Annotated in this window: 15 protein-coding genes; 7 read left to right on the plus strand and 8 right to left on the minus strand. The window is 38.1% G+C overall.

Features of this window, described 5'->3' with window-relative positions; genetic code table 11:
- Positions 1–427: 427 nt before the first annotated feature.
- Both RIV7116_RS28425 and RIV7116_RS28430 read left to right on the plus strand, forming a co-directional pair.
- Positions 428–1,774: an efflux RND transporter periplasmic adaptor subunit gene (locus RIV7116_RS28425; RefSeq protein WP_015121782.1), complete on the plus strand. Its 1,347-nt coding sequence runs from the start codon at positions 428–430 to the stop codon at positions 1,772–1,774.
- 272 nt (positions 1,775–2,046) lie between these two features.
- Positions 2,047–2,466: a hypothetical protein gene (locus RIV7116_RS28430; protein ID WP_015121783.1), complete on the plus strand. Its 420-nt coding sequence runs from the start codon at positions 2,047–2,049 to the stop codon at positions 2,464–2,466.
- Positions 2,467–2,677: 211 nt separating this feature from the next.
- Here RIV7116_RS28430 and RIV7116_RS28435 read toward each other — a convergent pair whose 3' ends face one another.
- From RIV7116_RS28435 to RIV7116_RS28450, 4 genes are all read right to left on the minus strand, one after another.
- Entirely contained in the window at positions 2,678–5,410 is a 2,733-nt protein-coding gene (locus RIV7116_RS28435; protein WP_015121784.1) for a glycoside hydrolase family 10 protein, read from the minus strand.
- 310 nt (positions 5,411–5,720) lie between these two features.
- Positions 5,721–7,043 (minus strand): TIGR03279 family radical SAM protein, encoded by a 1,323-nt coding sequence (locus RIV7116_RS28440; protein WP_015121785.1) that lies wholly within the window; start codon positions 7,041–7,043, stop codon positions 5,721–5,723.
- Between the two features lie 207 nt (positions 7,044–7,250).
- Positions 7,251–8,231, minus strand: a complete 981-nt coding sequence (locus tag RIV7116_RS28445) for an undecaprenyl-diphosphate phosphatase (protein WP_044292474.1) — start codon at positions 8,229–8,231, stop codon at positions 7,251–7,253.
- 251 nt (positions 8,232–8,482) lie between these two features.
- Positions 8,483–9,448: an undecaprenyl-diphosphate phosphatase gene (locus tag RIV7116_RS28450; RefSeq protein WP_015121787.1), complete on the minus strand. Its 966-nt coding sequence runs from the start codon at positions 9,446–9,448 to the stop codon at positions 8,483–8,485.
- Positions 9,449–9,788: 340 nt separating this feature from the next.
- Between RIV7116_RS28450 and RIV7116_RS28455 the strand changes: the two genes are divergently transcribed.
- The 3 genes from RIV7116_RS28455 (at position 9,789) to nadB (ending at position 13,332) form a co-directional block, all read left to right on the plus strand.
- On the plus strand, positions 9,789–10,580 hold the full coding sequence (locus RIV7116_RS28455; protein WP_015121788.1) for a DUF3120 domain-containing protein: 792 nt from the start codon (positions 9,789–9,791) through the stop codon (positions 10,578–10,580).
- A 276-nt stretch (positions 10,581–10,856) separates the two neighbouring features.
- Positions 10,857–11,297, plus strand: a complete 441-nt coding sequence (psbU, locus tag RIV7116_RS28460; RefSeq protein WP_015121789.1) for a photosystem II complex extrinsic protein PsbU — start codon at positions 10,857–10,859, stop codon at positions 11,295–11,297.
- Between the two features lie 358 nt (positions 11,298–11,655).
- On the plus strand, positions 11,656–13,332 hold the full coding sequence (gene nadB / locus RIV7116_RS28465) for an L-aspartate oxidase (RefSeq protein ID WP_015121790.1): 1,677 nt from the start codon (positions 11,656–11,658) through the stop codon (positions 13,330–13,332).
- Positions 13,333–13,408: 76 nt separating this feature from the next.
- Here the strand turns inward: nadB and RIV7116_RS28470 are convergent, their stop codons facing one another.
- From RIV7116_RS28470 to btpA, 4 genes are all read right to left on the minus strand, one after another.
- Complete coding sequence (locus RIV7116_RS28470) at positions 13,409–13,660, minus strand: hypothetical protein (protein ID WP_157229344.1); 252 nt, start codon at positions 13,658–13,660, stop codon at positions 13,409–13,411.
- Between the two features lie 726 nt (positions 13,661–14,386).
- Positions 14,387–16,606, minus strand: coding sequence for a CHASE2 domain-containing protein (locus RIV7116_RS28475; RefSeq protein ID WP_015121792.1), 2,220 nt, complete (start codon positions 16,604–16,606; stop codon positions 14,387–14,389).
- A 1,024-nt stretch (positions 16,607–17,630) separates the two neighbouring features.
- Positions 17,631–18,632: a vitamin K epoxide reductase family protein gene (locus RIV7116_RS28480; RefSeq protein WP_015121793.1), complete on the minus strand. Its 1,002-nt coding sequence runs from the start codon at positions 18,630–18,632 to the stop codon at positions 17,631–17,633.
- Between the two features lie 273 nt (positions 18,633–18,905).
- The gene (gene btpA / locus RIV7116_RS28485) at positions 18,906–19,763 is read right to left on the minus strand and encodes a photosystem I biogenesis protein BtpA (RefSeq protein ID WP_015121794.1); all 858 of its coding nucleotides are present in this window, start codon (positions 19,761–19,763) and stop codon (positions 18,906–18,908) included.
- 886 nt (positions 19,764–20,649) lie between these two features.
- On the opposite strand from btpA, the gene rimO reads away from it, so the two are divergent.
- The gene (gene rimO / locus RIV7116_RS28490) at positions 20,650–21,963 is read left to right on the plus strand and encodes a 30S ribosomal protein S12 methylthiotransferase RimO (RefSeq protein WP_015121795.1); all 1,314 of its coding nucleotides are present in this window, start codon (positions 20,650–20,652) and stop codon (positions 21,961–21,963) included.
- A gap of 107 nt (positions 21,964–22,070) precedes the next feature.
- The gene (locus RIV7116_RS28495; protein WP_015121796.1) at positions 22,071–23,588 is read left to right on the plus strand and encodes a DEAD/DEAH box helicase; all 1,518 of its coding nucleotides are present in this window, start codon (positions 22,071–22,073) and stop codon (positions 23,586–23,588) included.
- The last annotated feature ends 429 nt before the right edge of the window (positions 23,589–24,017 follow it).

A 24,017-nucleotide genomic window follows, 5' to 3' on the forward strand; every position in this document is an offset into this window, starting at 1 on the left:
ATTACAAACTTTTTATTCAAATAAAAGCAATCAAAATCTTATAGAAATATTAATTAGTAGTGACGAAACAATACAGCTTATACAGAATTTAAACTATTTACAATTAGCTCGATAAAATTTTATTGCTTCAGCGTATATAAATGACATTTTTTAGATAAAATAATTTTATAATAATAGTTAATAAAACAGCTAACTTATGTATGATAAGCATTTTAGTCTGTTTTACAATAACTATTGATTGTAATTTACGTATTGAGAATATATAAATTATACTCAAAAATTATATTTTTCGGCAATTCTATTTACATAAACCTACTTGATTAAGCATAAACAATCACTTGTAGAAAACAAGAACCATTAATTAATTCTTTTTCAAATCGATAATCTGGATAAAAGCGCTTCACTTGTAGTCAGTTTTCTAAGAACAATGAAATCCCCCGAATCTAACGTAGATAATCAAGAAAATCCTTCTCCAAAAAAGACACAGTCGCTACGATTACCGCAACGTTTACTGTTAATTTTGCTACCTATAGCTTTAACTATTGGTGGAGTTGCAATACTTGTTAAATTACTTGCTCGCCAAAATAACTCCTCGCCAAATACTACAGTTAAAAAACCGCTCATTTCAGTTAAGCTAGCCGAAGCAAAAGTAGGAAAAATAACAGAAAGTTCGGAGTTTATTGCTAGTTTGCAATCATTAAACTCAGAGACTCTTCAAGCAAATGTTCAAGGTAAAATATCTCAAATTTTCGTTAAAAAAGGAAATCAAGTAGCAGCACAAGCACCTTTATTGCAAATTAGCTCAAGCAATCAACCTGCTCAAACTAACAATAATAGTGCTAGCAACGGTGCAGCAGTGCCAACGATTAAACCGCAATTACAAAATGCTCGCGCTCAACTCCAAGAATTGCAAGCTCAACAATTATCAAAAATTCAAAGCTTGAAACTAATTCAACAACAATACGAAAAATATTCTAACTTAGCCTCACAAGGAGCCGTATCAAAGCAAGCTAAGGACGAATATGCTAAAAGACTTGAAGCAGCTAAAATAGATTTGAATAATTTGAATACCAAAATAGCAGCACAACAAGCCGCTATATTTAAATTAGAACAAACACTTCAACAAGCACAAATTCAAAATACTGCAACTAGCCTTGCTGCTCCTAAAACGCCGTCACAACTACAGCAGTCTAGAATTAAGGCTCCTTTTAAAGGTACCGTAGCAAATATTTTAGTCAAAGTAGGAGACTCAGTAAAGCCTTCGACGAGAGTAGTTACAGTAACTCAAAATCAACCTTTAGAAGTTGACATACCAGTTTCTTTAGAAAAACAATCCCAGCTACGCAAGGGAATGTTAATAGAAATAATCGATTCTAAAGGTAAAAAGATAGGTACGGGAAAAGTTTTTTTTATTGCGCCAGAAGTTAACTCTAATACTCGCACCATATTAGTAAAAGCATTATTTGATAACACACAAAGGAAAATGCGAGCAGGGCAATTTGCTAAAGCCAGAATTAATTGGAATCAAGATTCTGGATTGTTAATTCCCACTACAGCGGTGTTTCGTATTGCAGGAGAAGCTTTTGTGTATGTAGCCCAAAGATTAAATTCAACTGCGCCAAATTCTCAATTAGTAGCTAGACAAAAACAGGTAAAACTAGGTAAAACCGTAGGTAATCAATATCAAGTTATTGAAGGATTACAGCCGGGAGAAAAAGTTATTGTTTCCAGGTTATTGAATATCAATAATGGTGATATTTTAACTGCGGAATAATTGAATATTTTTTACTTAGCAATCGCTTTTCGCGAGATCGAGTCTAAATGTCCTTGTCGTAGAGCATCTCAATTCTTGGCAATAGCATTTTCTGCCTTTGAATAAATGATGAATAGTTCAATCTATAATACAGTAGTAATTTATCTTGGCATATTACTACCAAAAGCGGTTATATTATTTAGCCTAGATAGCCAATGCTCTAAATGTTTCTAATAAGGGTTGCCTAACCACCAAAACCATATATCATACAAATAAATTAACAGAAATTAACAATGGTAGAACCTCCAATTAAAAAATCTGACCGTAAACCGAAACCAGAAACAGAAGGCAGTTCTAGTTCTGAGAATAGAAGTTTTACCCCTCCTGTTAAAAAGGATCGTAAAGAGCGAGACAACGATAGAGATAATGACAGAAGCAACGATAGAGTCAACGATAGAGGCAACGATAGAGGCAACGATAGAGGTAGGAGTAAAGGTAAAGGCAGAGGTAGAAAATCTGGAAGAGATGAAATAAAGCCTCCAGTAAATCCTGCATTAGCACGTCCTCCCAAACCGTCTAAGCCTCCTGTCAAAGTTGAAGAAACTGTTGCCGAAGAATCTTCAGAGGTAAGTGAAGCAGCAACAGAAGAAGCGGCAACAGAAGTTGTTGCAGAAGAATCGCAAGATTCAAATGAAGAACAAAATAATTCCTAACTTACTAATTAGTTTCAAGGAGAGGGGAGAGAAGAAGGGCACAAGGAGGCACGGAGAAATTAGCTCCTTTAATCCAAAGTTAAAAACCCCATAGCTTCTCACTCCTTACTCCTACTCCCTTCCCGGCTTTATGATTTCCTATATTGGGGAGAGGGGGTAGAAAAAAAGAATTTTTTGATAGGTAATTTTAGAGTCAGCTGGAAGTAACTGTTCACTTCTTTACACGTTCTCCAAAGCGTATCAATCTTTCTATCATGGCAAGACGATTTTCCCACACCCCAACTTGATAGGGATTATTCAAAGCTTGTCGGCGCATCAAACTTCTAAATTGAGATTGAAAGCGAGTTACTGATGCTTTTGTTGCTTGTAAGTTGGCTTGAGATGGTGATTCTGCAAGCCGTTCTAAAGCGTTTTCTAAGATTTCTGCTTGAGAATTAAATTGGGAAATGCCGCTAGCTGACATTTTTAGCTGCTTATTTTGTAATGCAAATTCCCATTCTTTTTGCAAGGAAGCATAACGTAAAGCGGCAGTTTTGAACGGTTGACGGTAAGGAATCGGTTCTTCTTTGGGTTTATTCCCCTGAGTTCTGTTGAAAACTTGCTGTAGCTGCTGATTTTGCAAGTTCTCCGCTGCAAATAGCGCGTAGCCACCCACTGGTAAATCTCTAATTAACTGTATTTGGTCAAAAGCTCCTAAAGTTGGTAAATTTAACAAACGAATTCCCGGAACTAATAAAGTAGAACCTAATTTTTTCGATACAATCCAAGGTCGTGCTAATCTACTGAAAGTCTGAGTATCCAAAGCGTAAGTCATGGGGACAATTAAGTCTATATCGCCTCGTTTTGCCCAAACTTCCCAATGCTGCTGTAATTTTCCAATTCTTTCTTTTTCTGGTAGAGGAAAAACTGCTACAGACATAATTAAGTCTGGTTTTTTTTGTCGCATTTTTTGCGAAACTTGAGCGACAAAGCTATCTATCTGTTGAGTGCGAAAATCCGTCCATTTTTTCCAAAGATTGCGTTGACGCGGCGAAATTTTAAGCGGATCGATTCCATAACGCTGTTTAAATACACTTCTTGCAGCTTTTCCATAGCCGTAACTACGATTCCTTTGATGATCTTGAAAAGGATAGCGAATATAGTCTAAATGTAAACCGTCTACTTTATAGCGGGTAACAATTTCTTCGTACTGATTTAATAAATACTGTCTTAACTGGGGATTCGCTGGGTCAAAAAATGGTTTATTTTGACCTTGAGGAATCATTTTTCCCCGTCTATCATAACCAGCCCAATCGGGATGGGCGGCTAATACGGGGCCGGGATAGTTAGGATTAATACCTAAAATTTTATTATGCCGCTGGTTTCCTGCGGCAAACACCCATACCCAAGCATGTAATTCCATACCTCGGTTGTGGGCTAATTTAACAGCTGATTTTAATGGGTCCCAGTTACGAGTTAAAGGATTTTGCTGAGGTGCAACTTTGCTGGGATAAACTGTATAACCAGCATTTACCGTTTCAAAAAATACCGTATTAATTCCTGCTTGTGAAAGTCTATCGAAGATTTTAGCTAATCCTTCTTCGTTTCTGGCTTTAACAATCGTTCCCCTATCAAGCCAAATTGCTCGAATTTCTGGTTGAGCAAACCTTTGATTTACAGGGAATTGATTCCATAAAGAATTTTTTGCTGCTAACCACTGCCTGCGAGCTTCAGCGTATTTTTTCCTTGCGACTAATTGCGGTATTTGTTTAACAACTTCTTTAGCTTGCGATACTGCTTGTTGGCTGCTAAAACTTAATGTTGCAGGTTGGCTGGATGCAAATTCTGCTGCCACATTTGCCTTTGCGGATTGAGAATTTCCGTTGCTTACTGCTGCAACCGATAAATTAGCACTTTCAACTCGACCGATTAATTTGAGTAATTCTTGCTGTAGAGCTACTAATTCATTGCGACTAATCGGTTTGCGTGAATTAGGTTTGACATCAAGACGTACCTTATCCTGCAAATTATCTATTGCTTCGTCAGATAGCTCGTCGGAGCGTCGAAAGTTAATATTTGAAGAAGGATTATTAGGGATTGCGGCAGTAATATTAAACGGAGCGGAAGTTGGAGTCGAACTTGTATTTATTTGGCTTAAGGAATTGGGTGAATTTTCAGCAACAACAGCATCAGAACATTCAGTAGAAGCACCTGGAATACTTTTAACCGCATTGGGTGAATTAGCATGTCGCTTCAAGGCTGCTTGCAACCAAGCACTATCCAAATTGGGATTTGCGGCGGTATCTGCTCCCCATCGCCAACCAAAAAAAGTAGAACGTGAGTTAGCTAACACTGCTGCGGAATTATCTTTCTTATTCCATACCGCTGCTGTTTGAGTTGGTGAATTCGGAACTACAACACCACCGCGAACTTCTCCAATCAATTTTTTATTGTTAGCCCATCGGTGTGGCTTCGCTTTAGAAGGTTGAAGCATCTGGGGTGAATCTAAACTGAATCCCCAATAACCTCCTAAGATATTTTTCACCAATCGACGTACTCCCGGCGCAGATAAACTTGCCACCGGACCACTTGCGATAACCCGCCCGCCTTTACCTACCCATTCTTCTAAGCTAATTGCCTGTGATGGTGTCAGTGTTTCTACGTTGGGTAAAAACAGCACCGTGCGGCTTCCCCAATCGGCAGTATTTCTAACTTTATTTAAAGGAATTACGCAATAATTAACTCCAGATGCTTGCAGACGAGCGGTTATACCTTTCCACTGATTGGCATTTTCGCGGCTTTGAATAACACTAATAACTGGTTCAGTTGATGCCGTCGCAGGTAAAATATTTAGTAAAGTACAAGCGATAAACTGACATTTGAAAAATAATAATTTGGTCTTAATAGACTTTAATTTAACTTTTCTGATACCTTTGTGCTGTTTTCTCACTATTTCACCCCTCATTGGATTTTGGTTTACTGATTGACGCTACTGTATCTACATCTACTGATAAGCTAATTTTTTATATAAATAACCAATTAGAATAATTTATGAGCAACAAATCAAGAGTTTATTAAACAGATAAAAAATATTTATAGAGGATTTATAGATAGTTTCATAAATAAATCCGCTTGATATTAATTCCCGTTACGCTTCTGGCAATTTTAGATAAAAAATTTTCCCTCACTCCCTCTCTCTCTCACTCTCTCCCTCAATCCCAAACGGTAATCTTTTACAGGAAAGGGAGTAACTTCCAACCCCTAACTATCTAATCCTATTGAATGCAAACTTTAATTAGCTCCTCTACGTTTGTAACTGGAAAAATCTCCGTTTTTAAACTGTTAGCAACTTCCTCGACTGTTTTATCGTCTAAAAACACTTGCTCTCCATGCTTTAACATCACACTTGGTAATAAAATCCCAGCACCTAAATCTTCATCCTGTAATTTCAACAGCAAATCGTGACCGGTTAATAAACCAGTAACGCTGATATCTTGTCCCCAATAATCGCTAGATAAAGCACGCATATTAACAGATAAACCTTCCACCTCATTTAACTGTTTTTCAATTGGTTGAAAAGCTTGCTCAACTGCATTCCCTACTACCCAAGTTAATTTTCTTGGCTTAACTTTTTGCGGCAATAATTCTCTTGCTGTTTGTAAAAACTCCTTGATAAACAAACGAATTGAACCAACACCATTATCAATTTGAGGATAATCTTCGTATTCAGCTTCACATGGTAATTCCTCTCCTGCAATTAAAAACCATTCATCAGCCAACCATACACAATTTGAACCAAAAGTTTCCTTGAATTCTTGCTGCAATTTCCGCACTTGAGAAATAACTTCTCCTGCTTTCTTTCGCGTCACCGGTGTAAGTTCATCTTCTTGAGGACGAAACCGCGTCAAACCCACTGGTACCACTGCAACAGAAGCGACAGCAGGTAATTCACCGGTATGAAAAGACGCTAAATCGCGCAGAGTTTTTTCTAAGTGTACGGCATCATTGATACCAGGACAAACAACTACTTGTGCGTTAATTTGTAGCCTTCTTTCCTGAAACCACCTGATATTATCGAGAATTTCTCCCGCTCGTTGATTTTTGAGCAATCTAATTCTTACTTCGGGTTCGGTAGCATGAACCGATACATAAAGCGGTGACAGTCGCATCTGTTCGATTCTTTGCCATTCTCGTTGCGGCAGATTAGTTAAAGTCAGGTAAGAACCGTAGAGAAAACTTAAGCGATAATCATCATCTTTAAAGTAAAGACTAGAGCGTTTACCAGGCGGTTGTTGATCGATAAAACAGAAAGGGCAGCGATTATTGCACTGAATTAAACCATCAAAAAGTGCAGTTTCAAATTCTAAACCTAAATCATCATCGTAATCTTTTTCAATTTCAATTTGATGAGTTTTTCCTTTCTCATCCAAAATTTCTAATTCTAAAACTTCATCAGCACATAAGAACTGATAATCAATTAAATCTCGGGGGCGCATACCATTAATACTAACGATTGCATCGCCAACTTCAAATCCAATTTCTGCGCCGATAGAATCCGGCAAAATTTTAGTAATGCGGGCAGGACTTATGTTCATCATTTAGGGCTTAAGAGTTGATAATTATGAGTTACGAGTTAGGAATTAATAATCATAATTATTTTAAGGTATTTATAGTTTCCTCGATAAAAAATACTCAAATACAAAAAAATAACTAGCTTTAAGTAAATTTAGTAAATCTAGTAAATACCGTTCATTTTATAATTAATTTTTTCCTGCTCCCAGCTTCTCATTCCTCCCTCCTAACTCTTAACTATTTTCCAAGAATCCCGTAGCAATGCTACCTAATATCAAAATTCCAAACACCAACCGATACCAAACAAACACCCAGGTACTTTGAGTTTTCAGGAAGCGCAGCAAACTAGCGATCGCTAAATAAGAAAATACCCCTGAAGAGACTATTGCTGCTGTCAAAGAAGTCATTTGACTAGCATCAACTCCTGCTGATAACAAATCCTGCAACTTAACTAATCCAGCCAAAGAAATAGCGGGAATACCCAGCAAAAACGAAAATCTTGCTGCTGTTTCTCGCTCTAAATTTAAAAACAGCCCTGCTGTTAAAGTTGAACCACTTCGCGATACACCAGGTATTAGCGCCAAAGCTTGAGCAAAACCCATTAGTAATCCATCTAACATTACTAAATTTTCAAAATCACGCCGACGTTTGCCAAGTTTTTCCGCTAACCCCAACAGTATGGACATGACTATAGAAGCAATTGCGATCGCGCTCATACTCCGCAGCGGCGAGTTATCGAAATCGGGAATAAAAATTTTAATAATTATCCCAAATAAAAGTATGGGCAATGTGCCAAAAAGAATACCGATACACAAACGAAAATCAAAGTCCATATAGTCAGAAAGCACCATAGCCCTGGTAGCACCTCTGAAAATCCTGGACAAATCTTTCCAGAAATACCACAGTACCGCAGCAATACTTCCTAACTGAATTACCGCACTAAAAGCGACTCCTGGATCTCCCCAACCCAGCGCTACAGGAACAGCTTTTAAATGAGCCGTGCTGCTAATTGGTAAAAATTCTGTTGCACCTTGTACAAAGCCTAAAAAAATCGCTTGCCATACCTTCATTTGCTGCACTCCATCGGCTGCTGTAGAAGGTTGATTGGCAAACGTTTTTAATGGATGTATCGCAATGCTGAGTATGGCGGATGCTACAGCTAAAAACCAGAATAATTGACGTTGAATAAAATTACGTACATTTGTTCTTGCCATTAAAGCAAAAGCAAACCTTCGTGTTTCACAAAGCTTTTTGTCATTATTCATCACAATCCGCCAGTTATTATTGTTTGTTCAAGATCCAATGTCTATATCTTGCATAAACAATCAGTATACTCAAGACTACAACTATACAAACAGCGAGCAGTTATCAGTGAGCAGTTATCAGTTACCAATTACCGATTACCAATTACCGATTACCAATACCCAGTTTATTTATAATTAACTCCCAACTCCCAATTCTTAACTCATATATTCTCAAGTACACCGAAGTATAAACCAGCTAATATAGCAATACCAAATATCAAGCGGTACCAAACAAATATCCAGGTACTTCTGGTTTTTAAGAATTTTACTAACCAAGCAATTGCTAAATAAGAAAATATCCCGGATGATATTACACTTGCTATCAAGGTAAGAATTTGCGAACTCTCAACTCCCACTTCTAATAAATCTTTAAGTGAGATTAAGCCAGCTAAGCTAATAGCGGGAATACCTAATAAAAAGGAAAATCTTGCTGCTGTTTCCCTTTCCAAACCCATAAATAATCCTGCTGTCAAAGTAGAGCCGCTTCTAGAAACACCAGGTATCAACGCCAAAGCTTGAGCGCAACCCATCAATATTCCATCAATCATTCCCAATTTTTCAAAATTACGCTGTCTGCTGCCTTTTATTTCTGCTAGCCCCAATAACAGCGCCATCACAATCGAAACGATTGCTATAACCACCATACCCCGGACAGTATTTTCATAAAACTCTTCAAAAACAATTTTGAGTAAAAGCCCCAAAATTACTATAGGAAATGTTCCTATGGCAATTCCCAAAGCAATGCGAAAATCAGTATCTTGATAATCTTTGCGTCTTATAGCAATATACGCGCCACTAAGAACTCTCGTTAAATCTCCCCAGAAGTACCACAGTACGGCAACAATACTACCAAGCTGAATCACGGCACTAAAAGCTGAGCCTGGATCTCCCCAACCAAGTGCTACTGGTACAGCCTTTAAATGAGCCGTGCTGCTGATGGGTAAAAATTCTGTGGCACCTTGGACAAAACCCAAAAAAATGCCTTGCCAGACGTTCATTTGCGAAGCCCCATCGACAACAGCAGTGCTGGCATCTTGACTCAAAACTTTTAATGGAAATGTCGCTACTGATAAAACACTACTTCCTATCATCAATAACGGAAACAGCAAACGTTTGGATACAGCCATGAATATACCTATCTACCCGTAATTACCAACGATTACACTTTCAACCACTTCTGTACTGTTTACAGGAAAAAATACGGCTATTGATTATTTATTCCTGTTTACTTAGAGCCTTGAAGCCTAATTCTCGCTACAGCATACCTGTAAACCAAGATTTTTTATTTATGATTTTTTTAAAGATTTTATAGTTGGCTACAATTAGGTTATTATGACTATGCCCCCCCAGGGGATAGGATATACCCAGTGAAGGGTTGTAATTGAACCTTAAGAAAAGTTAATCTTTGTAAAGAAGATTAAAATATTGACTAATAATACCTTGTATTCATATCCAGTTTTTAACCCCGTGACTCAAACACTTGAAAGTCTCGAATCTTTAGAAATCAAGACAATAGCGAATCAAAAAGTGATAACCACAGTAATACCCCTACATAAAGAGAAAGATGAGAATTTGACATCTTTCTCAACCTCTCCCCTAACGCCTCTGTTTTCTGGGGTTATATTCCGACAAGCTTTACTGGTATTTGCTGCGGCAGTATTTTTAGTGTCGGTACCTGTATTCATTGAAGCGCCTTTAGTAAGAGCGCTACCGTGGTTGAGTGTGGCTTTAACAGCAGCTTGGGTATGGTTAAGTAAAAAATTGATGTCACGCAGTTCTACTTATATTTGGGGGGATTTACTCTTAGGCTTCAGTTGGAGTTGGTTGGCTGGTTCTATATATTGGGGTTGGCTGCGCTGGGAACCTTTGTGGCATTTACCCGTAGAATCAATTGGTTTGCCTTTTGCTATTTGGTGTTTGTATCGTAATTGGGGCAAAGTCGGCAACTGGTTTTACTTTGGTTCTCTGCTGGGCACAGTTTTGACCGACATATATTTTTACATAGTGGACTTAATACCGTATTGGCGGCAGATTATGCTTGTAGAGCCAGAAGCAGCTTCACCTGTTTTAAAAGCAGCACTTTCGCAAGTACAAACACCAGCAGGAGAGGCTTGGGCAATTATCTTAGCTGTAGTGTTGTTAAGCATTGGAATTATACCTTTAAAATATAAGCAGCTACACTGGTATGCTTTTAGTGGAGCAGTTTTGAGCACAATTTTAGTAGACAGCTTATTCTTAATCGCTGCCGTTCTAGCTTGAGTAGAGGATATCGGCTTTTGCGAACGCTACTAATGGTTGTAAAAATTCAATCATTGATTGTTTTCAATAATTTTTTGCAAAAATCTTACTCTAAATCCCTGGGAGTAAATATTAGATATATTGATAAGCTGTATATTAGTTTTTGATAACTGCTGTGTTTGAATTAAGCTAATTACTACGAGCATCTGTCGTTTATGCGTTATCTGTGATGAATGACATATCAGTAGTAACTGGCTTAACACTTTGTGTAAGTTTGATGGAAAGAGGTAGAAAATCGTGAAACGATTGGCGCATTTAGTAACAATATTTAGTTTGTTAATCGGGTTTTGGGGATGGTTAGGCTCTGGGGGAGCAGCCCAAGCAGCAAATTTAAATCAATTCGCTGTTAATAACGCTCCTATTTTTGCAATTGATTCGTCCCGAGTACTACGGAATCGAGCAGATGAAAAGCTTGCAGATGTTTATGGTGACAAAATTGATTTAAACAATACTAACATCGGAGCTTTTCAAAGATATCGGGGACTATATCCTACACTTGCTAAGAAGATAGTCTTTAACGCTCCTTACGACAATGTAGAAGATGTGCTTGATCTTGAAGGTTTGAGCGAAAGACAAAAACAACGTTTACAGGCTAACTTGGAGAACTTCACAGTTAACCCACCAGAAGAAATCTTTATTGATGGCGATGAGCGCATCAATAATGGTATTTACAGATAATCACTTTTGTGGTTTGAAATATCTCAGTTGTTAATTCTGGCTTTTGATTTGAAATTCAGATAATCTTCAAAAGATAAACGTAGAGACGCGATATATCGCGTCTCTAAAAAAGTTTTGGTTGTCATTCAAAAGCTTAATTTGGGGAAGAACATTTATACCCTGTGTTAGTTCTGACCCTTGGTTAAATGTAACTGTAACAATATAATTGCGTAGGATTCGTTGAGTTTAAATTCAGTTTTAAAGGGACAACTGAAAGAATCCCCAGACAAATGATGATTCAAATCACAGTAGACCCCCAAACCCGAAACCTAAAATAGTTAAGTTCCCTACTATCCCTACTATATCTATATTTATCACCTTGTCCGAAAACAATTTTAAAAATCAATTTGATGTTTTAGTTGTGGGTGCTGGTGCAGCTGGATTGTATACCGCCCTTTGTTTACCCCAAAATTTACAAGTTGGTTTAATTACTAAAGAAACTATTTCTTTATCCGCTAGCGAATGGGCACAAGGAGGTATTGCAGCAGCAGTTTCTCCCCAAGATTCTCCACAGTTACATGTTGAAGATACGATAGTTGCAGGTGCTGGCTTATGCGATCGCTCTGTCGTTGAATTCCTTGCCGAAAAAGCCTCTGACTGTATTCAATCTTTAGTTGATTTAGGTGTATCTTTTGACCGTAAAGGTTCTGAATTAGCTTTAACTTTAGAAGCTGCCCATTCTCGCCACCGAGTTCTTCATGCTGCCGATACCACTGGTTCCCAAGTAGTTACGACTTTAAGCGCTCAAGTATTAAAACGCCAAAATATTAAAATTATTCAGCAGGCTTTAGCATTAAATTTATGGTTACACCCAGAAACTAAAAGAACCCAAGGCATAAGCCTGTTTTTTCAAAATGAAGTTATATGGATACGAGCCGGTGCAGTAGTGCTAGCAACAGGTGGGGGAGGTCAAGTTTTTGCTCAGACAACCAACCCAGCGATTAGTACTGGTGATGGCGTGGCTATAGCTTGGCAAGCTGGAGCAATTCTTAGAGACTTAGAGTTCATGCAGTTTCATCCTACAGCTTTAACTAAACCAGGTGCTGACAGGTTTTTAATCAGCGAAGCTGTAAGGGGTGAAGGAGCGCACTTAGTTGATAATCAAGGACGACGATTTGCATTTGACTATCATCCATCTGGCGAACTAGCGCCCCGAGATATAGTTAGCCGAGCCATTTTCACTCATTTGCAAAACACCGAGGAAGATCCTACTACCGCCAATGTTTGGCTGGATATGCGCTCTATTTCTCCCGAAAGAATTCGTTATCGATTTCCCAACATAGTTAAAGTTTGTCAGCGTTGGGGTATCGATGTATTTTCAGAACCCATTCCCGTGGCTCCCGCAGCTCATTATTGGATGGGTGGAATTCAAACAGATTTGATGAATCGTACTAGTATTCCGGGTTTATACGCAGTTGGAGAAACAGCCAGTACTGGAGTTCATGGAGCGAATCGTTTGGCTAGTAACTCTCTACTAGAATGCATAGTTTTTGGCGCTCAGATGTCTAATCTTAAGATAGAAGAAACTGGATTCGATCAAAATCAACCTCTTTCTTCAGATAGGTTTGAAATTGAATCCAAAGATACAAAACGTGAGTTGAAGTTTCTGCAAGAATTACGAAATGAAATACCGCGCTTGGTTTGGCAGGCTGCTGGAATCTGTCGGGAACAGTCAAGTTTGGATCGAGCTGTTCAGAACGTAGAATCTTGGCAGCAAGAATTTGCTAACCTCAAAATCAGTAAATTTTTATCTTGTTTGCATCCACCTAATTCAGTCATTTTTGAATCTGACAATGCTCAGAAAATGGTATTGGTATGGACGCAAGTGCGTAACTTACTCGATATTGCTTATTTAATTCTTAAAAGTGCTGCCTTTAGAACTGAAAGTCGAGGCGGACATTATCGTTTGGACTATCCCCAGTCAAATGCGGATTGGCAAGTCCATACGCTGGTACAAGATAATCATTGGTGGAAAGAGCCTGTGAGTGATAATTGAAAAAGCAGAATACTTCAAAACTGCGTTCTGCTGTAACCAAGTAACTCAGCTTGCTCGTTCAAATAAAGTAGTTAAATCATCGCGTACCGCTACCATAAGCAGTTGCAGGGCGACCAAAATTAGGTGGCTGATATGTTCGCGAATCTGGAAAATTTTCTTTAAATTCATTTACCCTAGTGCGCGAACCCGGAATTGTATAGTTAGGAACGACGCTATTTAGGGTTGAAGCCGCATCAGCGATTTTAGGAATTATTAAAGAAGCTCCCACAATCAGAAATATTGCGCTGCCAATTCTTAAACTGCTTTCTAAGATGCTTCCTGAATTCATTTGAGTATTCATAAAATTAAACAAGTATATTTTTATGCAGATTTAAACTTAATACACTTGAACTTCAAGCTATTATCTAGTTAAAATTTGTCTCTTCTTCATAAATCTACGTAGAATTACATAGAGTTATTTCTCTGTAAAACTTGAATCTAAAGAAAGAAAAAAGTCTCAGAATCTAAACATTGTCTTAATAAGTAGTATTACTAATGAATGCTTATCGCCATCTGCCCTAAGTTAGACCTAATGCATAAATTTACTCAAATTAGCTGTCTGCTGAAAATTTTCTTTAAATTATCTTAATCTTTTACGTACTATCACGAAGTATTTCGGCTGACAATATGTAATTAATACGGATATTTATTTAAAATTGGTTATACCTCAATTTCTCTTTATCAGAGAAAATAACTAAAAATTATTTATCTATGTTGCCACTTTGGCATATTTTTACGAAACTTCATATTTGTTCATAAATATATTCGTAATTGCACTTGAGTTGAAGCACTTACGATCCGTAATAAACCTTAAGCCACTTTTCTCTATCAAACTGATTAAGTCTACAGGTTGAGTGCTGCAAGTTCCCGATAGATCTTTATATAGATGAAGGTATATTCCTTTATATAGATGCAGGTATATTTGAGGAATTACGGTTTTTACTGTAAAAAAGTCAAAACTAGATTAACTTATAGTGACTTTATATACTGACTATTGTTTCAGTAGGCTGAAAAATTATTCGGCGAATTGATGACGATTTTTTCCTAAACGTTTAGCGCGATACATTGCAATATCGGCTTTTTTAAGTAACTTTTCTGGGTTGTTAGCAGTGTGTGGATAGATGCTAATGCCGATACTAGCGGAAACTCTAGCACTATGACCTTCTAGAGTGATAGGTTCAGTAACACTCTTAAGGATTTTATCTGCGATTTTTGCTGCTACTTGCCGGTGAGGAATTCTTCGTAAAATTATAGTGAACTCATCCCCACCCAATCGCGATACAGTATCGCTGCCACGCAGGCAATTGCCGAGTCTTTGAGCAACCGTAACTAATAAAAGGTCGCCCATTTCGTGTCCTAAAGAATCGTTTATCTGTTTAAACCCATCTAGATCTACAAACAGTAACGCTACCAAATAATTACTATTATCAGCCCAACACAAAGACTCATGCAGTTCTTCAGCAAAAGCTTTACGATTTGGTAAACCCGTCAAAGCGTCGTGATAGGCGATATAGCGTAAACGATCTTCTTTAAGTTTTAACTCGTCATTGGAGCGAGAAAGTTCATCGGCAGTACGCTTCAATTCGTCTTCCAAGAGTTTGCGTTTGGTGATATCGCGAGTCACCCCAACCAAAAATAAGTTTCCTGCCGCATCTCTATGAAGCGAACGTTTGGTAGCGATGAAATGAACTTCATTACTCGTATCCGTAAGTTTCTCCTCATTTTCAAGCAGTTCTTGGGTTCTAAAAACATATTCATCTTTTTCCCGGAAAGCATCTGCTTCATGCTTAGGGAACAAATCATAATCACATTTATCTAACAACTCATCTTTTGAACAGCCAATTAATTCACTAAAAGCATCGTTAAGCACAATCCATTGATGTTTCTCGTTCTTAACAAAAATTGGATCTGCAACTGTATTAATTACTTGCTGTAAAAACTCTTTAGAGCGTTTGAACTCTTCCTGACTATGAGCAATTTGGGCAGTAACAAAAACGACTGAAGCAATATAGGTTATCAATGTGGGAATTAACGGTATCCACCAGCCATTTAAGAATAAAAGATAAGAATTACCCGTTAACAGAGAACACAGCAATAAAACCCATAAAAAGTTGGCGACATAACTTCTAAATTGCCATCGAATTATTGCTCCCATATAAGCCCATATTCCAATCCACAAGTATTCTATAGGTTCAGACCAAACTCTCATTAACTGCCTACCTTCTAAAGCAGCAGAAATAATTTCATGGGTAAAATAAGCTTGCAATTCTACACCAGGAATCGCTTGTAGTTCTTGACCCATAAAACGATTAGAGTAGGGAGTTAATTTTAAATCTGGTAAACTCGCCGCTGTGTAACCAATTAGTATAATACGGTCTTTAATCCAATTTTCAGGGACATTCCCAGCTAATACTTTCTCTACATTTAATTTACGAAAACCATAGGGTTTTCCATCACAACCTTGTTTGCAAGCCGGTTTAGGAAAATTAGATAAAAATTGGTAGCCGCCATTATCGGCGTTTACATATCCACCGTCATTTGGTTTAAATCTAATAAATTTAGCTTTACCTAATTGTAAATATTGAGAATTTTTCGCCTGTTTCGGGACAATATTTTCCGATTTCAAATACAATAGAGCTAATTTTAAAGCAAAGCTCTCATATGTTTTGCCGAAGTAGGCGTACAACAAACCACGGCGCACTTTACCATCAGCGTCTTGTATTGTATTGTTAATACCTATCTTATCTTTTTCCTTCAATAAGGGTGGCGCTTTAACATGACTATTTTGATTATTTTGACTATCTGGAAGTAACTCAATTCCTACTAAATTCGGCATTGATTCAAATACTTCATTAAGTTTATCTGTTCCAGGTGGTACCGCTAAATCCCTATAGATATCTAGACCAATAGCACGAGGTTGATAATCTTGTATTTTTAGTAATAATTCAGCCAGTTTACTATCAGAAATTGGCCAATAATTAAAATTGCGTAAAGATTTTTCATCCATAGCCACTATAGTAATTCTCTCTTGAAGAGATTCAACTTGACGCAATTGAAAAAAATTGTCTAAAGCAGTCAGTTCTAATGATTGTAATAATCCCAAAAATCGCAATATAATTACGCAGGATAGTACAATAGAAGCAGTAATTAATTCTCTATGTTTCCTAAAAAAACTCTGTTGCAGTGGAAATATATATTGTTGTAAATTTGCGATCGGCTTTTTTCTAATTCCCATTAGTCTTTCGGGAGAAAAATTTTCTAGTTAAGAATTCGCTATATAACCATCAATACTTTTTAGTTATTAATAATTGGTAGTTAGATAGTTGATAAAGTTGAAATCAGTATCTAAATATAATCAATCCAATTGCAGTACGCATCAAATTTATTTAGTTTTAAGTGAGTTAGCATTGTTAAATCTAACTATAGGAATCCGTTTTGATTTCTGAATAACTCGTTGCGGCTAGGGAATAGGGAATAGGGAACAGAAAATGTACTGAGTATTTTTCAAAATTCAAACAGGATTGCTATATGTGTTTGAATTTTGAAACTGAGTGTTCGCTCTCATGGAAAACATGCATCTTCACACATGTTTTGAATTATTTGGTTTTATTTACAGATTTAGATTTATTGATGCATACCTATTTAGTAATTTACTAAATTTTCTAGAGTTGTTTTGCCTGGGTATGGTTCCCTAATACAGTTAGCTTCTTTTGCATCTAGTACGGTTTACCAAGCAATAGTAAGCGTTATTTTTCGCCGAGAATAATCATTAGTGCAAGCACTGATATTACATAATTAAAGGGTACTTAAAAAAACATGCTATCCGCAAGTGTGGAATTAAAATATATTAATTTAAATATTAATTTTAGGATGGGAACAATTAGAAATTGTCATTGCAAAGGGAAGAAGGTGTGGGTAAGCAATGATAGGGGCTAGAGAGATTGCTTCGCGTAGTTAACAATGCGTGTATGGGTAAAATAGAAGGTATTGTCCTTAGTTTTGCTTAATTATTAAATTTCTAATATATAGATACAGCGCTTTGCAGCTAAATGAAGTGCGGTTATCATATCATAAAACTCTTTTGGGATAGATTAGATATTCCTTAGCATCAGAATATACTTTACTAATCTAAGATTTGCTTTGTTGCTAAGATGAAATTTGCAATTGGATATCAAAAATAAAAAGCCACCTGAAGCAAATACCCCAAGTGGTTGAGAGTTCTATTTTGCTGTAATTTTTCAAACAATCAGCTAACTATATTAACGACGTAGGTAATACTTAAAATTGGTTGGACCTTCATAACCAGAAGCTTTTGCTAACTCCTCAAGGCTTTGTGCTCCTGTATATGTTTTTCCTTTGATCTTCCAGGTAGGATAGCTTTGAATGCCAGCTGCCCTACATTCGGGTTTTTGAGCATTGGGATTATCCGCAGGAGCGCAATCCGTATAAGGAACTTCTTTATAAGCTTCCTTGCCAAACAATAATTTTTGGTCATGACAGTGAGGACACCACCAAGCAATATATTCTTGGGCACCAATATCTTTGAGGTGACGTGCTAGTGCAATTTCTGCTTCCCCAGAAGTAGTGGTAATTTCCCAGCCAATTCCTGGTTTGGGATTTTCTTTAGGAACAAAATTTATTGCGCCACTTTCAATCTGATTGGGTTGTTGGGCAGTCCCACCAGGGGTAACGCCAGCATAAACGCCCAAAGTTCCTATCAGCGTTACCATACCTACAATAATTGCAGTAAAGAAAATTTGCCCTATATCCTCCCAAATACGACCCATAATTGTCAGTACCAGCATAGTTAATGAAAACAAAGCTGATGCAATACAGTAAGGGCAAACAGTTTTGATTTGGCTAAATAATACATACATTAGATAGCTGCTGAAAACCGTCATGGAAATTGAGCCAATCAGCAAAAACATCCATGTTAAGTTTTCTATCTTCTGACGCTGCTCTTTATTTTCTCCACCTTTTAGAAGCAAAGGCGCAAGAGCAAACACCAACATACTGAAATACGCGAGAAAGCCAAACAAAGCTAGCGGTTGTCCGAGTACGGTTGCCCAAGGGCTGGAAAGAACGCTATTACATCCAGCACCCGTACCAGCAGCAGCAGAAGCAGCAGTACAAGCAGCCTCTCCTCCAGTGAACTTAACGATGGTTAAATAACCAGTAACTAAAGCACCGCAGGAAGCGATTCCTGCAATTAACAAACGCGAAAAGCGATGAATCCAAGGTGTAGAACGACGACGAATCATAAGCTAAAACATTATTAATTGAGATTAATAAATCGGAAATAGAGAGTAAATTAGAATTTTTATTCTAAACCTATATACAGTAAGCAATTCAAATTGGATTTCTATAGCTTAATTTAGTCAAAACTAGGATTAGCTGCAAGTAAACAAATTACTTTAGTTTTACTAGATTTAGAATAAATATGTCTCAACGATTCCAACAATAAAATATTGCTGCTATCGAATTGATTAATAACTACTACAAATCCTCAGCATCGCTATTCCCGATTTCCTTGTTTAAGAATGTAGCTTGAAAGATGATACTGATTCGGTTTGACCTTTGGAATTGTTGGAATTCAAGTTTTGTCGAGCAGCTTCCACAAACTGACTTACGCGGATTGGATCTATCGTTTGCTCGCGGTTACCGTGACGTTTTAGAGAACTAGAAACAATTACACCATCTGCAGCTTGCATTAGTGTAGCAATATTATCCCAACTCGCTCCACTACCCACAAATACCGGAGTACCTTTTGCCGCTCTGGATGCTAGTTCCAAATCCTGGGGATTCGGAGGATCTCCTGTAGCCCAACCAGATAAAATAACTGCATCTGCTAATCCACGTTCAATTGTATCTTGGACGGCGGTGGTCAAATTCACCGAACCTAAAGGACGAGCATGTTTAACCAAAACATCCGCCAGAATTTTCACCTCGCTGCCCAATTCTCGACGGTATCTTAATAATTGATGTGCTTCTCCTTCAATTAATCCTTGGTCTGTTGCCATCACTCCCGTCAATACGTTAACGCGAATAAATTGCGCTCCAGTACAACTTGCAATAGCGATCGCACTTCGAGCGTCATTCCGCAAAACGTTTAAACCAATAGGCACAGTAACCAAATTTTGGATGCGCTTAACTACAACAGTCATCGCGCTTACAACCGCCGGATCTACCTGATTCTTGGTAAATGGCGCATCAAAAAAATTTTCGATAATTATGCCATCAATTCCCCCGCTTGCAAGGGCGACTGCTTCTTGTTCGGCACGGTCAATTACCGCTTTGAGACTACCTCCCCAACGCGGCGATGTAGGCAACGGTAATAGGTGAACCACACCAATAATCGGTCTTCGTGTTTTAAATAAATGATATAAATCCACGTCTTTTCTATTTACGGACTCTTGGTGGTTTCCCGAGTTGAGCGCCAGTAGCGCATTTGTTGGCGGTAGAGCAACTGACGTTACTATAACTGATGTTACCGTGTATTCTGTTTAACAGGTAAAGCACGGTCACTTTTTGTTAAAGTCTAGTACGAGAATCAACCATTTTCATGAGCTATTCTTGCTACAAGCTTGATTTAAGCTTCGCCAAAAACATACGAAAACCATTTTACCTGGATTGACGCTATATCTTAAATCAAAGACAAATAATTTTCTTTACAAAATGCTTATTCAACAAAAGTAAATTACCTCCTCCTTCAGATGTAAATTGGCAAAAAATATTTCATAAGATATGTTAAGATAAAAGGTGATATAAGAGGAGTCTGCCGCTCGCCGATGCAGCGGCTTGCAGGTTTGCCTATAAAACGGTATAGTCTGCAACAGATACAGGCATTCGCTTGGGAAAGGGGTAGTATTACCGCTGGTGAAAGCGTAAATTAGCCTGGTATTAAATTTGCTAGGGTAGCGACTTCTCTACAAAAACCGATTTCAATCGGCTGCTTCCTAACGATTAAATCAGTATTTTACGGACTGCGGTAATGTTACACATCCAAACAACTAATATGTAAAAAAATAGAACAGACCAGGTGAGTATGGAAAGCTATTTAATATTTTTTAAAAGACGAATATAAATAGTTATACCTGATTCACAATCTCTTTGATGTCCGGTCGAGATAAAACTTTAATCTTATAGTTGGTTCATATCGGTTAAGAAGAGTTGGCTAAGGGAATTGATTTTTGCCGTTTATATATAAAGGTAAAACTTAAGACTCTTTAGTCATGACTTGAAACGTTTAACTCGAAACAGCGAAATATCTTTTATAATATGGGTGATAAGCCAACAATTGCAATTTCTCACCTAGGCTGCGAGAAAAATAGAATTGATACGGAGCATATGCTCGGTCTGCTAGTAGAAGCAGGTTACGGTGTGGACAGTAATGAAGAATTAGCAGATTATGTAATAGTCAATACTTGTAGTTTTATTGCAGCAGCACGTGAGGAATCTGTTAGAACCTTAGTTGAATTGGCAGAGGCTGATAAAAAAATAGTAATTACTGGCTGTATGGCGCAGCATTTCCAAGAGCAGTTATTGGAAGAGCTGCCAGAAGCTGTAGCCGTTGTAGGTACGGGTGATTATGACAAAATTGTTAATGTTATTGAGCGAACCCAGCTTGGCGAACGTGTTAAGCAAGTAAGCGCCGAACCTACTTTTATTGCCGATGAAACAACGCCTCGCTATCGGACTACATCAGAGGGTGTGGCTTACTTAAGGGTTGCTGAAGGGTGTGATTATCGTTGTGCATTTTGTATAATTCCTCACCTGCGAGGGAATCAACGTTCGCGTACTATTGAGTCAATAGTTGCCGAAGCGGAGCAGTTGGCATCTCAAGGAGTAAGGGAGATAATATTAATCTCTCAGATTACTACAAATTACGGTATAGATATTTACGGTAAGCCGCAGTTAGCAGAATTGCTTCGTGCTTTGAGTAAGGTCGATGTACCGTGGATTCGGATGCACTATGCTTATCCAACGGGGCTGACCTCAGATGTAATTGCAGCAATTAAAGAAAACAGCAATGTTTTACCTTATCTAGATTTGCCATTACAGCACTCCCACCCTGAAATTCTTCGTGCTATGAATCGTCCTTGGCAAGGACAGGTAAACGATGCAGTTATTGAGAATATCAAGCAGGCTTTACCTGATGCAGTGTTGCGAACAACCTTCATAGTGGGTTTTCCTGGCGAAACAGACGAGCATTTCAATCATTTGTGTGAGTTTGTTGAGCGACATGAGTTCGATCATGTAGGTGTTTTTACTTTTTCACCGGAGGAAGGAACAAAAGCGTATAACTTACCTTTGCAAGTGCCGCAAAAGTTAATGGATGAGCGGCGAGATGTATTAATGCAAATTCAGCAGCCGATTTCTTGGAGACAAAATCAGCAACAGGTAGGCAAAATAGTTGATGTATTGGTCGAGCAAGAAAATCCGATTCGGGCGGAACTAATTGGTCGTTCTAATAGATTCGCTCCAGAAGTTGACGGACAGATATATGTTCGTGGAGAAGCAAGTTTGGGAAGCATCGTACCGGTAAAGATTAATAAAGCTGATGCATATGATTTGTATGGTGAAGTAGTTTAGATTTTTTTCACCTCGGTACTTTAGCTATTAGTTACAAATTTTGCTTGACTAATAGGCTAACAATTAAGACAAATATTGAAGATTAAACTAAAAACATAGGAGAATTGATGAGTCTTACTTTTGAAGATTTGGGAATTTCAGCACAACGTCTTGCACAACTAGAGAAGCTAGGTTTTACTACACCCACAAATATTCAACAACAAGCAATACCCCAATTACTTTCTGGTCGTGACGTAGTAGGTCAATCCCAAACTGGTACCGGTAAAACCGCAGCATTTTCCTTGCCAATTCTGGAGAGAATAGATCCCACTCAAAAAGTAGTACAGGCAGTAGTTTTAGCTCCGACTCGTGAATTAGCAATTCAGGTTCATAGCGCTGTTTCTGAATTCGTTGGTGCTCAAAGACTGAAAGTGTTAGCAATTTACGGCGGACAATCAATCGACCGTCAAATGATGCAGCTAAAACGCGGCGTTCATGTTGTAGTCGGTACCCCAGGACGTGTAATTGATTTATTAGATAGAGGCTGCTTGAAGCTAGACCATGTTAAATGGTTTGTGTTGGATGAAGCTGATGAAATGTTGAGCATGGGCTTTATTGATGATGTTGAGAAAATTCTTTCTCGGGCACCAAAAGAGCGCCAAACTGCTTTGTTTTCAGCAACAATGCCGCCATCAATTCGCCAATTGGTAAATAAGTTTTTGAACGATCCTGTAACGGTGACAGTTCAACAACCAAAAGCAGCTCCGAATAAAATTAACCAGGTCGCTTACTTGATACCGCGTCACTGGACAAAAGCAAGAGCTTTACAGCCCATTTTAGAAATGGAAGATCCCGAAACGGCGTTAATTTTCGTTCGTACTCGACGTACCGCAGCGGAATTGACAAACCAATTGCAATCAGCCGGGCATAGTGTTGATGAATATCACGGCGATTTATCCCAGCAAGCGCGGGAAAGATTATTGGGACGTTTTCGCAATCGTCAAGTACGTTGGGTAGTAGCAACTGATATTGCTGCCAGAGGTTTGGATGTTGATGAGCTTTCTCACGTAATCAATTTTGATTTACCTGACAGCGTAGAAACTTTTGTTCACAGAATTGGTCGTACTGGTAGGGCTGGAAAAGAAGGAACTGCAATTTCCTTGGTACAGCCATTCGAGCGACGCAAACAGCAAGTTATCGAACGTCATAACAAGCAAAGCTGGCAAATGCTTTCTATTCCAACTCGCGCTCAAATAGAAGCGAAACAGTTGGAAAAACTGCAAGTCCAAGTTAAAGAAGCTTTGAGTGGCGAGCGTTTAGCTTCATTTTTGCCGATAGTACGCGAACTGAGTGAAGAGTATGATGCTCATGCTATTGCAGCAGCAGCCTTACAAATTGCTTACGATCAAACTCGTCCAGCTTGGTTAAAAGCAGACAACATACCAGAAGAGGACGCAAACTACTCCACACCCAAACCAAAACTACGTTCTTCATCACGTCGATCTTCGGGCGATAGAAATCGTCGTTGGGTAGATGGTAAGAGAGATAAGCGTGGTGGTGGTAACAATGGAGGCGGCGCAACTCCTAAGCCAAAATTGAAAACAAATCAACGCGAAACATCTTCTAGTGCTGCGAAAGAATCATAATCTTTGATTTTCTTTCCAAGAAATAATCTCTACTGGTTTTTTGATTAAGTATTTTATATAGAGCAATACTAGTAGAGAAACCAAATTTTCATCTTGATGTTGGATGAAATAATAAAGTGTATCAGGTTCGTTTGATCGCTTAAGTTATTGACAAGGCTGTTAAAGACTGATAGCTAGCTGAAGAGTTTTGAACGGTTATTAGTTGAACTACAACCGAAGATAAATGTAGAAATCAATCGAACTTGATATTTCAAATATTCAAGCTCAGTTTGTTAAATTAAAAAACAACTGGTTTCAATGCAAACTTCATGCTTCTAGATATGCTAGAAGTAAGTTGAGAAGAGGGCAATGGAGCCAGTTATTGTTTTTGTACAGAAGAAAATAGGGAATAAGAGTTAGGAATAAGGAATAATTATCCTTAACTTTTAA

The organism is Rivularia sp. PCC 7116, assembly GCF_000316665.1.
Classification (GTDB): Bacteria; Cyanobacteriota; Cyanobacteriia; order Cyanobacteriales; family Nostocaceae; genus Rivularia.